This is a genomic window from Halorubrum tropicale (genome assembly GCF_001280455.1).
In the GTDB taxonomy this organism is placed as follows: domain Archaea; phylum Halobacteriota; class Halobacteria; order Halobacteriales; family Haloferacaceae; genus Halorubrum; species Halorubrum tropicale.
In genome coordinates, this window is sequence record NZ_LIST01000002.1 from 97,983 (window position 1) to 111,517 (window position 13,535).

18 protein-coding genes and 1 tRNA gene are annotated in these 13,535 nt (G+C 68.9%); 6 read left to right on the top strand and 13 right to left on the bottom strand.

Translation table 11 applies throughout. The features are described from left to right. Position 1: 1 nt before the first annotated feature. The 3 genes from pstA to AMR74_RS05620 form a co-directional block, all read right to left on the bottom strand. Positions 2–1,630 (bottom strand): phosphate ABC transporter permease PstA, encoded by a 1,629-nt coding sequence (gene pstA, locus AMR74_RS05610; RefSeq protein ID WP_053771090.1) that lies wholly within the window; start codon positions 1,628–1,630, stop codon positions 2–4. Next, the gene (pstC, locus tag AMR74_RS05615; protein ID WP_053771091.1) at positions 1,630–2,763 is read right to left on the bottom strand and encodes a phosphate ABC transporter permease subunit PstC; all 1,134 of its coding nucleotides are present in this window, start codon (positions 2,761–2,763) and stop codon (positions 1,630–1,632) included. The genes pstA and pstC overlap by 1 nt, the downstream gene beginning before the upstream one ends. Positions 2,764–2,922: 159 nt before the next feature. Next, on the bottom strand, positions 2,923–4,170 hold the full coding sequence (locus tag AMR74_RS05620; protein ID WP_053771092.1) for a PstS family phosphate ABC transporter substrate-binding protein: 1,248 nt from the start codon (positions 4,168–4,170) through the stop codon (positions 2,923–2,925). A gap of 207 nt (positions 4,171–4,377) precedes the next feature. On the opposite strand from AMR74_RS05620, the gene AMR74_RS05625 reads away from it, so the two are divergent. From AMR74_RS05625 to AMR74_RS05650, 6 genes are all read left to right on the top strand, one after another. Continuing rightward, positions 4,378–5,331 (top strand): hypothetical protein, encoded by a 954-nt coding sequence (locus AMR74_RS05625; RefSeq protein ID WP_053771093.1) that lies wholly within the window; start codon positions 4,378–4,380, stop codon positions 5,329–5,331. 13 nt (positions 5,332–5,344) lie between these two features. Beyond that, on the top strand, positions 5,345–6,148 hold the full coding sequence (locus AMR74_RS05630) for a hypothetical protein (protein WP_053771094.1): 804 nt from the start codon (positions 5,345–5,347) through the stop codon (positions 6,146–6,148). Positions 6,149–6,192: 44 nt separating this feature from the next. Continuing rightward, positions 6,193–6,606: a hypothetical protein gene (locus AMR74_RS05635; RefSeq protein ID WP_053771095.1), complete on the top strand. Its 414-nt coding sequence runs from the start codon at positions 6,193–6,195 to the stop codon at positions 6,604–6,606. Between the two features lie 13 nt (positions 6,607–6,619). Continuing rightward, positions 6,620–7,054, top strand: a complete 435-nt coding sequence (locus tag AMR74_RS05640) for a hypothetical protein (protein WP_053771096.1) — start codon at positions 6,620–6,622, stop codon at positions 7,052–7,054. A gap of 99 nt (positions 7,055–7,153) precedes the next feature. Then, positions 7,154–7,843 (top strand): metallophosphoesterase family protein, encoded by a 690-nt coding sequence (locus AMR74_RS05645; RefSeq protein ID WP_053771097.1) that lies wholly within the window; start codon positions 7,154–7,156, stop codon positions 7,841–7,843. A gap of 232 nt (positions 7,844–8,075) precedes the next feature. Then, positions 8,076–8,426, top strand: coding sequence for a DUF4870 domain-containing protein (locus AMR74_RS05650; protein ID WP_053771098.1), 351 nt, complete (start codon positions 8,076–8,078; stop codon positions 8,424–8,426). 82 nt (positions 8,427–8,508) lie between these two features. Here AMR74_RS05650 and rpsB read toward each other — a convergent pair whose 3' ends face one another. The 10 genes from rpsB to AMR74_RS05700 form a co-directional block, all read right to left on the bottom strand. Beyond that, entirely contained in the window at positions 8,509–9,321 is an 813-nt protein-coding gene (rpsB, locus tag AMR74_RS05655) for a 30S ribosomal protein S2 (RefSeq protein ID WP_053771099.1), read from the bottom strand. A gap of 16 nt (positions 9,322–9,337) precedes the next feature. Further along, complete coding sequence (eno, locus tag AMR74_RS05660) at positions 9,338–10,540, bottom strand: phosphopyruvate hydratase (RefSeq protein ID WP_053771100.1); 1,203 nt, start codon at positions 10,538–10,540, stop codon at positions 9,338–9,340. Beyond that, positions 10,540–10,716: a DNA-directed RNA polymerase subunit K gene (locus AMR74_RS05665; protein WP_006628057.1), complete on the bottom strand. Its 177-nt coding sequence runs from the start codon at positions 10,714–10,716 to the stop codon at positions 10,540–10,542. The genes eno and AMR74_RS05665 overlap by 1 nt, the downstream gene beginning before the upstream one ends. Before the next feature lie 2 nt (positions 10,717–10,718). Further along, positions 10,719–10,913 carry a DNA-directed RNA polymerase subunit N gene (locus tag AMR74_RS05670; RefSeq protein WP_006628058.1) on the bottom strand — a complete coding sequence of 65 codons (195 nt, stop codon included), beginning with the start codon at positions 10,911–10,913 and terminating at the stop codon, positions 10,719–10,721. Between the two features lie 12 nt (positions 10,914–10,925). Beyond that, positions 10,926–11,324, bottom strand: a complete 399-nt coding sequence (locus AMR74_RS05675; protein WP_053771101.1) for a 30S ribosomal protein S9 — start codon at positions 11,322–11,324, stop codon at positions 10,926–10,928. Continuing rightward, on the bottom strand, positions 11,318–11,767 hold the full coding sequence (locus AMR74_RS05680; RefSeq protein ID WP_053771102.1) for a 50S ribosomal protein L13: 450 nt from the start codon (positions 11,765–11,767) through the stop codon (positions 11,318–11,320). The genes AMR74_RS05675 and AMR74_RS05680 overlap by 7 nt, the downstream gene beginning before the upstream one ends. After that, the gene (locus tag AMR74_RS05685) at positions 11,764–12,117 is read right to left on the bottom strand and encodes a 50S ribosomal protein L18e (RefSeq protein WP_053771103.1); all 354 of its coding nucleotides are present in this window, start codon (positions 12,115–12,117) and stop codon (positions 11,764–11,766) included. The genes AMR74_RS05680 and AMR74_RS05685 overlap by 4 nt, the downstream gene beginning before the upstream one ends. A gap of 39 nt (positions 12,118–12,156) precedes the next feature. After that, positions 12,157–12,241 (bottom strand) — tRNA-Leu (locus AMR74_RS05690). Positions 12,242–12,390: 149 nt separating this feature from the next. Then, positions 12,391–13,143: a DNA-directed RNA polymerase subunit D gene (locus AMR74_RS05695; RefSeq protein ID WP_053771104.1), complete on the bottom strand. Its 753-nt coding sequence runs from the start codon at positions 13,141–13,143 to the stop codon at positions 12,391–12,393. Between the two features lies 1 nt (position 13,144). Beyond that, entirely contained in the window at positions 13,145–13,534 is a 390-nt protein-coding gene (locus AMR74_RS05700; RefSeq protein WP_004046448.1) for a 30S ribosomal protein S11, read from the bottom strand. Position 13,535: the final 1 nt, after the last annotated feature.

Genomic DNA, 13,535 nt, shown 5'->3' on the forward strand with positions numbered 1-13,535 from the left:
GTTACGTGTGCTTGAGGCGGCGCCGGAAGTAGTAACGCGTGACGATGCCGACCGCGTAGAACGAGAGGACGACGACGAGCAGCACGAACGCCGTCGCCCAGCGGAACTCGTCCGCGTTGCCGACGTTGCTGCTCGCGCCGACGCCGGCCGTGATGAGGGCGTACAGCTGGTACGGCAGCGCCGACGTCGCCTCCATCAGCGCCGGATTCGCCACGAACGGCGGCGCCGACGTGAACTGGAAGCTCCCGAGGACGTCGACTGTCTGTGAGCCGGGAATGAACGTCCCGCCGGCCATCGTCAACAGGATCGGCGCCGTCTCGCCGGCGATCCGGCCGACGCCGAGGATGACGCCGGTGACGACGCCCGGGAGCGCCGCCGGCAGCACGACGCTGCGGATCGTCTGCCACTTCGAGACGCCGAGGGCGGCGCTGGCGTCGCGGTACTCGTCGGGAACGGAGAGCATCGCCTCGCGCGACGTGATGACCACGAGCGGCAACAGCATGAAGCCGAGCGTGATCATCCCGGCGAGCAGCGACTTCCCGTTACCGAACCGCGGGATGAGGAACGCGAACCCGAACAGCCCGAAGACGATACTCGGGGTGCTCCACAGCCCGTTGGTGGCGACCTCGACGACCTGCGTGAACCGGCCCCGCTCGGCGTATTCGGTGAGGAACAGCGCCGCGCCGACGCCGAGCGGGACCGCCAGCACGACCGCGCCGATGACGAGCCAGACAGTGCCGACGATCGCCGGCAGCACGCCCTGGAAGTCGTTGAACAGGGCGACGCCGTTCATCACGAACGGCACGGAGACCGGCAGCGCGACCGAAACGCCGAAGACCGACATCGTCGGCCCGCTGCCCAACCCGAACTCGGCGCCGTTCAACAGGCCGGGGATCCCCTGGACGACGACGAAGGCGACGAGGATGAAGAGGAACGCGACGATGGAGAGCGCGTTGAGGTAGACGAGCACGTACGCGCCCATGTGGCGCCCGCGAGCACCGAAGCCGCCGTACGCCTTCGCCGACGCCCAGCCGCCGTACAGGGAGGCGAACAGCGTGGACGCGGGGATGAGGAACTCGGCGGTGATGGCGGCCTGCTGGGCCCAGTCGAGCTCCCACGCCCACTCCGGACCGATGACGCCGGTCAGGAACACGAGCCCCGTCAGCGCGAGGAGGGCCCCGAGCGGGAGCGTCGAGCCGACGTCCTCCCGCGGGAGGACGGTGAGCGCGAACGCGAGGCCGCCGACCGCGACGCCGCCGAGGACGCCGACGGCGGTGCCGAGCCCGAGCGTCTGACTCACGACGCTGCCGCCGATGACGACCCACGGGACGGCGGCGCCGAAGCCCGCGATGAGCCCGGCGCTCGGGTCCGGGTCCGTCTCGACGTAGCCGAGCCGCGACCCGGCGCCGAAGGCGATCACCGCGACGCCGAGCGCGGTCAGGAGGCCGCCGAGCAGCGTCACGGTCTGGACGCCGAGCAGCGACCCGGTGAGGCTGACGCGCTCGAACAGCGCCGCCACGGCGAGCGCGAAGAGGGTCGCAGAGAGACCGACGGCCACGCCGGCGACGGCGTCCGTCTCGGTGGTCTCGGACTCGACGAGCTTCGCGTCGGTCTCGCTGGCACCGGCCATCAGACCTCACCTCCCAGCCGCTTGTACATGCGCCACTCGATGTACTGCGCGCCGATCGAGATGACGAGGACGGTGACGAACAGGATGACGCCCGCGACGAACAGGGCGTCCATCTGGAGCCCGTCCGCCTCGCCGTAGTTCCGCGCGATGATCGAGGTCAGCGTCTCCTGCCCGTAGAAGACGTTGACGAGCGGGTCCGTGAGCCGCGGCACGCCGCGAAGCATCACCGTGGCGGCCATCGTCTCGCCGATGGCGCGGCCGACGCCGAGCAGAACCGCGGCCGACACCCCCGAGAACGCCGCCGGGAGCGTGATCGAGGTCATCGTCTGCCAGTCGGTCGTGCCCATCGCCAGCGAGCCGCTCTTCATCGACTCGGGGACGCTGCTCAGCGCGTCCTCCGCCACGGAGACGACCGTCGGCAGCGCCATCAGGCCGACGACGATCCCGACGAACAGGTACGACCCCTGCCCGGTGGTCTGGAACTGGTCGGAGGCCCACGGGCCGAGCACGGTGAAGCCGATGAACCCGTAGACGATCGAGGGGATCCCGGCGAGGATCTCGACGCCGGGCTTGACGACCTCGCGGACGGTGGGCGGGGCGATCTCGGAGAGGAACAGCGCCGCCGAGACCCCGAGCGGCGCGGCGACGGCCGACGCGATGAGCGTCACCATCACCGTCCCGTGGATCATCGGTACCATCGAGTACCGGATCGGCGGCGAGACGGCGTCCCAGTTCGGCTGGATGAACATCCTGAGCCCGGGGACGGTGACGCCGAACACCGTCGCGCTCTCGTACTGGATGACCGGGACCGACTCCCGGAAGATGAACACGATGATGAGCCCGAGGATGAGAATCGTCGATATGGTCATCATCAGCGCGATGGTGTACGCCGTCTCCTCTTGGTACCGGAACCAGCCGATCCCCGCGGCGCCGAGGAAGACGACGAACGGAACGATCGTGAGGTCCGAGACGGCCAAGAACCCGACGAGCGTTCCGAGCAGCGACATCGCCATCACGAGTATGATCGCGAGCGCGGCCGGTTCCGTGTCCTCGACGAACTCGCGGGTCCGCCGGATCTGGGCGCTTACAGCGCTGTTTATTCGTCCGCTCTGAGAGTCTGTTACCTCTGCCATGAATCTGTTATGAGTGCCATTTGCGTCTTGCGTGTATTATAGAAGTGGTGTTTACGTCGAGAGGGGAGTTTGCGCGTCCCGGAGTCTGCGGACGACGGCCCGGGCGGGCCGCGCCGGATCACGTGGCAGCGCGTGACCGAGCGTCGAGGCGGAACCGGTCTACGGCATCAGCAGGTCTTCCGTGGCCACGGACGAGACCTGCTCTTTCATCGTTTCAAGGTCGCTGGTCGGGAGCGGGATGTAGTTGTTCCCCTCGACGAAGACGGTCTGTCCGAACTCGTTGAGGAACATGTTGACGAACGCCGCCTCGCGCGCGTCATACCCGCCGCCGTCGGGGTTGTCTTCCTCGATGAGCGTGTACATGTGGAGGTCGCGGTTCAGCGGGTACTCGCTGTCGAAGATGGTGTTCTCCGCGTCCCGGCTGGTCTCGTACAGCGTGCCGTCGAACTCGATCGCGATGGGCGTCACTTCCGGCCCCGTGAACGCGAGCGCCATGTACGCGATGGCGCCCTCGTTCTGGGCGACGGCCTGCGCGACCTGCTGGTTCTGCCCGAAGCGCGTGTCGACGCCGGACATCGAGGCGTCGGCGCTCCCGAGCATGTTCAGGCGGAACGAGGTGTCCGTCCCGGAGCCCTCGGCGCGGCCGATGACGTAGATCTCCTGGTCGTAGTCGACGCCGTCGATCTCGCTCCAGTTGGTGATCTCGTCCTGGTAGATCGCGCGGATCTCCTCGCCCGTCAGCTGGCTCACGCCGGCGTCGGCGACGTCGGAGCTGATAACGACCGGCTGGCCGTCGCGACCGACGACGTTGTCGACGACCGTGCTCTGGGCCTTCTCCTCGCTCCAGTCGAGCTCGGCCGTGATCGGGCCGGAGGAGTTCCCGATGTCGACGAGCCCCTCGGTGACGGCCTCGCAGCCGGTCCCCGAGTGGCTCAGGCCGACCGTCGTCGGGAACGGCGGCGAGGAGCGCTGGTCGGTCGGCTCGTAGCCGAACTTCGCCGCGAAGTAGTCGGCGATCTTCATGTCGCCCGCGCCGTCGGACGAGAGCTGGTCCCAGCCGGGGACCGAGCCCTCGTCGTTCGACCCCCAGTACTCGCCGTCGCTCGGCGGCGCGTTGGAGTTCCAGTAGGAGCTCCCCGTGTTCGAGATGGGGTACACCGTCGAGGAGCCCTCGGCGTTGAGCAGCGCCGTGTTGAGACCGGAGCCGTCGTCGCCGCCGGACCCTCCGTCGCTTCCGTCGCTTCCGTCGCTTCCGTCGCTTCCGTCGCCGCCGGAACCGCCCGAACCGCCGTCACCACCGTCGCTGCTGCCCCCGCAGCCCGCCAATCCGGCGGACCCGAGCGCCCCGGACGTGATGAGAACTTTCCGCCGCGATACGCCTCCGTCAACCCAGTTCCGGTCTGACATCGAGTGGAGACAGGCAGTAGTGTATTAAGCTGGTTTATATTTCTGATATGTCGGTATCCGTGGCCGGGTAGAGGCGTCTGTAGATCCCATATTAGTAATATCGGGTTCAATAGGATATATAGACAAATATAGCGCTCTGCTGGCCTCTATCGCATAAATACGTATCTGACCGAAGGTATTACTCCGCCGCGTCGAAAACGGACGTGCATGTCTCGACCCGCGACGGAAGACGTTTCAGTCGACGTACTTGTCGACGAGGTCTCCGATCGAGTCGACGCGGATCCGGAGTCGATCCGCCGTCGGCTCGACCCCGTCACCGACGACGGGACCGTGACGGCCGCTGCCTTCGAGTCGACCGTCACGGACGTGTCGCAGATCCTCGCCACCGCCGAGACCCGCGTCGACCTCGCGACGCGCGCTCACGAGGACGCGACCGCGGCCGCCGCCGACGCGCCCGACCTCGACGTCGTCGAGGTCCGCAGACGGGCGTTCGGGGCGCGGCTCGACGACCTCCGGGCGGAGGTCGAGGCGCTCGCCGACGACCTCGGGGCGGCCAGGGCGGACCCCGAGTCGCCGATGGACGTCTACCGCGCCGCGGTCGAGCTTCACGAGGTGACGACCGGCGCACAGGACGTGGTCCGCGTCGCCCACGACCTCGAAACCGAACTCGAGGCGTTCGAGGCGTGGCTCTCTTCCGCGAACCGCCGCCACGACGGGCTCGTCGACGAGGTCGAGGCCGCCGAGGAGTCCGCCGAGTCCCTCGCGGAGACCGTCGGGGCGCTCCGGGCCGCCGAGGAGCCCGACCCGGAGCGACGGTTCGAGGCCGGCGTCCAGGCGCGCGTCCTCGACCTCGTCGTCGCCGACCTCCGCGCCGAGGCCGAGGACCTCCGCGCGTGGGCCGAGCGCGACGGCGTCGCCTTCCCGGACGACGTCGACGCGCGGCTCGACGAGCTTGAGGCCGAGGTGGCCGCACACGGCGCGGCGCTCGCCGACGGCGCGGACCGGGATGACCGGTTCGGCGAGCGGCTCGACGCGCTCGACGCGGAGCTCGCGGCGATCGAGCCGCCCGTCGCGTGGGCGCGGGTGGACGAGACGGTCGCGGAGGCGCGGTCCGCGCTGTCCGACGACGGCGGAGCGCCCGCCGACCGGGCTCGTCAGTAGTTTGACTACCGCGATGTCGCAAGGAGGCGACGCGTCGACGCGGGCTCGCGCCGCGACCGCGGTCGCCCTCCTCCTCCTGCTCGCCGGCTGCGGCGGCGTCGTTCCGGGCGGGGCGGCACCGCCCGACGCCTCGCCGCCAGACTCGCCGCCGATCGACTCCGAGCCGAACGAGACCGCAGACGAGCGGCTCGTAGACGTCCCGTTTCCGGCGGGGTTCTCCCGGACGGGGATCGACATCGCGACGGCGCGCGAGCGGTCCGTGACCTTCCTCCGAACGGAGCCGGTGACAGGGGCCGCGGTCGAGCGCTTCCGCGCCGGGGCGTACGCCGACTACGAGTACGACGCAACCTCGGAGCGGACCCGGTTCCGACTCGACGTTCACAACGGGTACGTCGACGTCACGCGCAGCGAGGTGTACGTCGACGGGGGCGTCCGGTACAGCCGGAGCGCCCGGAACAGGGACGTCTCCTTCGAGGCGTCCAACGGCTCGCTGGCGGAGACGCGGTACCGCGCGGCCGACTCGATGTGGGCGGTCGCCTCCCGGATCCTGACCGTGGCGGACTTCCGCGCGGTCCGGACCGTCGACGAGGACGGCGAGCGGCTGATCCGCTACGCGCCGACGGACATCGCGGTCCGAAACGCGACCGACATCCGGGGCTACCTGACCGTCGACCGGAACGGCGTCGTCCGAGAGGCCGTCCTCGCGTACGATCGGGCGGGCGAGTCCAAGCGGTTCGAGTACGCGGTCGCTCCCCGCTCCGCCGACAGTGAGGTCGCGCCGCCCGCGTGGCTCCCCGCGGCGCGAGCGGACGCCTAGGCGCCGGGAAAGCGTTGATTCATCCGCAACGCGACCGAGGAACCGTGCCCCGCCACACCTTCGCCCTCTGTTGCGTCCTCTTGATCGCGACCGCCGGCTGTACCGCGCCCGGCGGCTCCGCGGCCGACGCGACGGTCGAGAACGCCGAGTCGACGTCGTACCGGATGACCGCATACCTGATCGACGACCGGGTCGCCGCCGGTGACCTCACCGTCCGCGTGACGGACGGCGCCGGGACGCGGGAGACGATCGAACTCGTTCGGCTGGACGCCGCGGGACCGTACTACGACCTGTTGCTCGGTGCGGCGCGGAACGCTACGGTGCGCCGGCTGTCCGCGGAACTCGCTGAGCCACTCCTTCGTGTTTTCCGACGGCCCGGAGAACGGGTACCGGTCGACCTGCTCGTGACCGAGACGCCGCGACGGAACGCGAGCGACCGGTTTAAGTGGATCTGCTGATGGATCGGAACCGATGCCCTCCACAACTCGCCGCGCGTTCGCCGCCGGGCTGTCGACAGTCGTCGCCGCCGGGTGCGTCGGCCGCGACGACGCCGACGCCGCCCCCCACTGGGTGAGCGTCTACCTCGCCGACCGCGAGGCGACGCGCGACGTGACCGTGACGGTCCTCGACGCGAGCGGCGCGACGCTGTTCGAGGAGTCGTACCGGCTCTCCGACGACAACGAGGCCAAGGAGGACGCGACGTTCCCCGGGCCGGCCGAGCCGGAGACGGTCGTCGTGACCGTCGACGACGCCCGGTTCGAGCGCGACTGGCCCGGGTTCGAGCGGGCGTCCCTCCCCTGCGACGGGCCGAACAGAAGCGGCGTCGAGCTCTGGATCGAGTCCGCCCCGGACCAGGGCCCCGACCTGCGGCTGGAGGCCGACTGTCAGCACGTCACCGAGGCGTGAGCCGGGAGCGACGCCGGAGGAAACGGCTTCGGAACGTTATATATCAATATATACGGGTCTTAGCGGCGCTTAATAGGTGCTCAGCCGTATCGATGGGCAATGGGTCGCTTCCACCCGGACGTCGAACCGAACCACCTCGATATCGACATCGACGAGTACGAAGACGCGTACGTCGTCGGTGACGTTCACGGCTGTCCCGAGCCGCTCGACCGGCTGCTGTCGAAGCTACGCGTCACCGACGACGACCTCGTCGTGTTCGTGGGTGACCTGGTCCGGAAGGGCCCCGACAGCGCGGCGGTCGTCGAGCGCGTCCGCGAGGCGGACAACATGTTCACCGTCCGGGGGAACAACGAGGAGAAGCTGCTGCGCGGCGACAAGTCGCTCGACGCGCTGTCCGAAGCGGACCTCGAGTGGATGGCGTCGCTGCCGGTCGCGATCGAGATCGGGGACAACCTGATCGTCCACGGCGGCGTCGACCCGCGCGAGCCGCTCGACGCGCACACGATCGATGACCTCCAGACCACCCGGTCGCTGGTCCCGGGCGGCAGCTACGACTCTCCGTACTGGTACGAGGAGTACGAGGGGCCGCCGCGCGTGTTCTTCGGTCATACCGTCCTCGACGACCCGGTCCTCACTGAGGGCGCGGTTGGCCTTGATACCGGCTGCGTCTACGGCGGGTCGCTCACGGCCTACGACCTGCGGAACGAGTCCGTGACCGCCGTACCCGCGCTCCGCGGCGGCGTTGAGCGCAGCGACGCCAAGATCGTCGACGTGGCCGAGCTGGGCTGAGCCGCTCGGCGCCCGCTCGGCCGGCAGCGACCGCGAGAGTCCTCCTCGGAACGCCGCGCTCTCGCCGATACGACGCGCTCGCTCCCGGCATCGACGACCGGCCGGCCGCACGCCTGTCACCTCGACGATCGCGTCGACGGCCGACTGACATGGGCGGCGGTCGACGGGCTCCCGCCGGGCGGCCCGCCCTCTCCCAAAGCTTATGTCTCAGCTACGAAACCAAATTCCTGCTATGTCAACACCAGCCACAGACGCCGGGGACGGTCGCGTCGACGGCGACACGACGCTGGCGGCGCTCTCTCACGCGTCGGCGCTGTTCGCCTCCTTCCTCGGGCCGATCCTGTTCCTGATCCTCGCGGACGACGACGACGAACTCGTCACGCAGAACGCGAAGAACTCGCTGAACTTCCAGATCGTCGTCTTCGCCGCGCTCATGCTCGCCGCCGTGCTGAGCTTCGTGTTCGTCGGGCTTCTGCTGTTCCCGATCATCGCGGTTGTCGACCTGGTACTGGTGCTTCTCGCGACCGTGAAGGCCAACGACGGACAGGTCTACTCGTACCCGTTCACGCCGGACATCGTCTGAGGTCGTCGTCCCTTCAGCGCGATGCCGGCGGCTAGCGGGCGGTGACGGAACGAAACGGAAGTGGACTCGAAAACCGACCGCGTTAGAGTTCGTCCTCGAAGTCTTCGAGGGCGAACACGGTGTCGGCCCCGCGGCGGTCGAGCGTCTCGTTGGCGAGGAGCCAGTAGACGACCGACAGCGCGCGGCGGCCCTTGTTGTTCGTCGGGATGACGAGGTCGACGTTCGACAGCTGGTTGTTGGAGTCGCACATCGCGATGACCGGGATGCCGACGGTGATGGCCTCCTTGACGGCCTGCGCGTCACCGATCGGGTCGGTGACGACGACGACGTCCGGCTCGATGTAGCCGGCGTAGTCGGGGTTCGTCAGCGTGCCCGGGATGAAGCGCCCGGTGCGGGCGCGGGCGCCGATGGCGTCCGCGAACTTCTCGGCCGGGAACCGGCCGTACTGCCGCGAGGACGTGACCAGGATCTGCTCCGGGTCGTAGCTCTCGAGGAAGTCCGCGGCCGTGCGGATCCGCTCGTCGGTCAGGCTCACGTCGAGGACATACAGCCCGTCGTCGCGGACGCGGTGGATGAACCGCTCCATGTCCTTCGTCTTCTGCTGGGTCCCGATGTGGACACCGGCGGAGAGGTAGTCCTCGACGGGAATCAGCAGGTCGACGTCGTCGTCGGGCATGACGTCGTCGTCGAACGGGGAGGCCTCCTCTTCGGCCTCCTCTGCGGCCTCGCTCTCGGCGTCGGCAGACGCCCCAGTTTCGGCGTCGGCAGACGCCCCCTCGGCGCCCGCGTCGGCGGTCGGTTCCTCGGTCGTGTCGGCCTCCTCCTCGACCGCCGCGTCGACCGCCTCGGTCTCCGCGTCGTCGTCGAGTTCGACCGCGTCGTTGTCTTCGCTCATGCGTGGTGTGGGCCCGTCATACCGCGTCGTCCGCGATGCGGACCAGTTCGTTCAGCTTGGCGGTGCGCTCGCCGCCGACCGTGCCGGTCTTGATGTAGCCGGCGTCGGTCGCCACGGCGAGGTGTGCGATGGTTGCGTCCTCGGTCTCGCCCGAACGGTGGGAGATGACCGTCTCGTACCCGTTGCGGGCGGCGAGTTCGACCGCGTCGAACGCGTCCGACAGCGTTCCGATCTGGTTCGGCTTGATCAGGATGCTGTTGGCCGCGCCCGCGTCGATCCCGTCCTGAAGTCGCTCGACGTTGGTGACGAACAGGTCGTCGCCGCAGATCAGCGTCCGGTCGCCGACCCGCTCGGTCAGCTCCGCGAACGCCTCGTAGTCGTTCTCGTCGAGCGGGTCCTCGACGTACGCGAGGTCGTACTCGTCGACGAGGCCGGCGACGTACTCGATCTGCTCGTCGGCCGACTTCGTCTCGTCGCCGTAGACGTACGCCTCTCGGTCGTCGTCGTACAGCTCGGCGGCGGCCATGTCGAGCCCGAAGCGGATCTCGAAGCCGACCTCCTCCTCGACCCGGTCGACCGCCTCGTCGACGACCTCGAACGCCTCCGCGTCCGAGATCGGTGGCGCCCACGCGCCCTCGTCGCCCTTCGCCGCGGGCACGCCGCGCTCGTCGAGCACGTCCGCGACAGCCGCGTGGACCGCGGCGTTCGCGAAGACGGCCTCCGAGACGCTCGGCGCCCCGACGGGGGCCGCGAGGAACTCCTGGATGTGGGTCGCCTCCTTGGCGTGCTCCCCGCCGCCGACGACGTTGCCGAGCGGAATCGGGAAGTTCTCGCCGCGGAACGCGCCGCCGAGGTGCTGGTACAGCGGCGCGCCCAGCACGTCGGCCGCCGCCTTCGCCGCCGCCATCGAGATGGCGACCGCGCTGTTGGCGCCGATGGCGGAGAAGTCGTCCGTCCCGTCGGCGGCGCGCAAGGCGTTGTCGACCGCGCGCTGGTCGCCCGCGAAGACGCCTTCGAGGCGCGGCACCGCGTGCTCTCGGGCCTTCGCGATGGACTCGCTCGCGGGCAGTTCGATCGCCTCGTACTCGCCCGTCGAGGCCCCGCTGGGGGCCGCGCCGCGGCCGAAGCCGCCGGACTCGGTGAGCACGTCGGCCTCGACCGTCGGGTTCCCGCGCGAGTCGAGGACGCGGCGGAGCGAGACGCTGGTGATCCGCGTCATCAGCTCTCCCTCCGGACCGTGAACGGGAGCGCGCCCGCGTCGTACTCCTCCGCGGCGACGAGGATCGGCTCCGTCTGGTCGGTGTCGATCAGCACGGGCGCCCCGTAGGACACCTGTAGCGCTCGCGCGCCGAGGATGCGTGCCTTCTCGTATCGATTGTATCGCTGTCCTGACATGGTTACTGGTACGGCGAGACGACGTCGACCAGGTCGCGGTGGCTGACCAGCATGCGCCGGCAGCAGTGCCGGTCGACCCCGAGGTCGTCGAGCACCTCGCCGGGGTCCTCGTCGCCCTCGCGAGCCCGCTCTTTGAACTCCTCCCAGTGTTCACCCACGACGTTGCCGCACGTGAAACACCGGACCGGGATCATCATGACTGGATCACCTCAGCGGTAGGACTTCTGGTAGCGAGCGCGCGCGCCGGGTCCGCCCCACTTCTTGGGTTCGGACTGGCGCACGTCGTTGACCAGCAGGGTGCGGTCGAAGTTCATGTACGCGTCGCGCAGCTCGGCGTCGCCGAGGTGCTGGACGAGGCCGCGGGCGATCGCGGTCCGGGCCGCGTCCGCCTGCCCGCTGAAGCCGCCGCCCTCGACGTCGATGTCGATGTCGACGCCCTCGCGGAGCTCCTCGCCCGCGATGCGGAACGGCTCCAGCATCTTGAGCCGCGCCTGTTCCGGTTCGACCAGCTCGACTGGCTGGGAGTTGATGCGCACGCGGCCCTCGCCCTCGCGCACGGTGGCGCGGGCGACGGCCGTCTTCTTCTTGCCTGAGGTGTTCGTTACCATGTGACGTTGGCTCCCAGAGACTCGGAGATGTCCCCGAGCGTGGTGAATTTGATGTTCGAGAGGCGGTCGAGCGAGGTGCCGTCGAGGACGACGCTCTCGACGTCCTCGTCGCGCTCGTAGGGGTTCCCGACGTACACGCGCACGTTCGAGAACGCCTCGCGACCGTCCTCCGACTTGTACGGCAGCATGCCGCGGATGGCGCGCTTGAAGATCCGGTCCGGGCGCTTGGGGTAGTAGGGCCCGCTGTCCGAGCCGAGCTCCGCGCGCTTGTGGTACGTCTCCATCGTCGACTCCTCGTTGCCGGTGATGACGGCGCGCTCGGCGTTGACGACGGCGACGGTCTCCCCGGCGAGGGCGCGCTGCGCGACCTCGGAAGAGACGCGACCGAGGATACAGTCGCGGGCGTCGACGACGACGTCCGCGTCGATCTTCGCGAGACTCATCGGATCACCCGCACGTCGCTCCCTTCGGGGTTCTGTTCGATGAACTGTTCCAGCGTCACCGCTTCGCCGGCCTGGTCGATCTTCGTCCGGGCGGTCCCGGAGAAGTCGACGGCGGCGACGGTGACGTTCGTTTCGAGCACACCGCTGCCCAGCACCTTGCCGGGGACGACGACCGTCTCGTCTTCCTGAGCGTACCGCTCGATGCGGCCCAGGTTGACCTCAGCGTGCGTGCGCCGTGGCTTCTCCAGTCGGTCGGCGACGTCCTGCCACACGTTGGCACCGGAGCCACGCGAGACCGACTTCAGATCGGCGATGAGGTTCTGTAGTTTCGGGTTCGTCTTGCTACTCATAGCTGTCCCTCCTGAACGGAGAGTTCGTGGAAAACGGAGTGCAGGGAGCAGGATTTGAACCTGCGGACCTCTACAGGACAGCGCCCTGAACGCTGCGCCGTTGGCCTGACTTGGCTATCCCTGCGTGCACTCCATCGTATTCCGGCTCCCTTCAAACCACTTTCGGTCCCGCCGTCCGCCGCGTCGGCCGCGGGCGCTCCGGCGGTCGGAGCGGGGCCGCGGCTGTCGGCGGGGGCGACGGTCAGGGTGTTGGTTCGAAGGGCCGTCATTTCCTTAGACTGCGACTTTCGTCTGTAGTTCGTCCGCGCGCTCCTCGATGGAGTCGATGGCGCGGAGCAGCAGTTCCTCGACGTCGAACGAGCCGTCCGTCTCGATGTGGAAGACGAACGCGCCCGGCACGTCCTCGACCGCGACCTCCTTCCCGGGGAACCGTTCCGAGAGGTCGTTGTCGAACTCGTCCGTGAGCTCGATGTCGCCCTCGGGCGTCTCGATGACGCCGCGGAGGATGTTCGGCTCGTCGTCGTCGAACTCGCCCCGGTCGCCCTCGACCGTGACGCGCTGGAGGTGGCGGTAGCCGACGGAGACGCCGCCCTGGTGTTTGGCGTGCTCCTTGCCGGTGTCGAGGACCGCGTCGGCCTCGAACTCCAACCGCTGTCCCTCCTTCAGCTCGATGATCGGGACGTTCTCGTCGGCGACCTCGACGAGCGGGTCGCTGCTCTCGATGTCGCCGGAGTACGCCGTCGCCGGGCCTTCGACGTCGAGCGCGAGGGTGACCTCGTCGCCGAGTTCGAAGTCGTCGAGCGGCGTCGTCAGGGGCACGAGCCCCAGACGCAGGCCGATCATCTCGTCGAACATGACCGAGGAGTTCTCGACGAACCGAACGGTGTCGATCGAGAACGTCGGGACGTCGGCGATCATCGCGCGGCGGATGCCGTTCGCGAACGCCGGCGTGAGCCCGCGGATCAGCACCCGCGCGCTGCGTTCGTCCCGTTCGACGTACTGGACGTCGAATTCGTCTTCGGTCATGTCAGACTCGCTTGTTCTTCGGCGCCTTCGTCCCGTCGTGCGGGATCGGCGTGACGTCCTCGATGCGCCCGATCTCGACGCCCGCACGCGAGAGCGCGCGGATCGTCGCCTGCGCACCGGGACCGGTGGACTTGTTGAGGTTGCCGCCGGGGCCGCGCACGCGAACGTGCACGCCCTCCAGACCGGCGTCCTTGACGCGCTCGGCGACGACCTCCGCCATCTGCATGGCGGCGTACGGCGACGCCTCGTCGCGGTTCTGCTTCACCACGGTGCCGCCGGACGACTTGGCGATCGTCTCGGCGCCCGTCTCGTCGGTGACCGTGATGAGCGTGTTGTTGAACGACGCGTACACGTGGGCGATGCCCCACTTTCCGTCCTCGGATTCACTCATG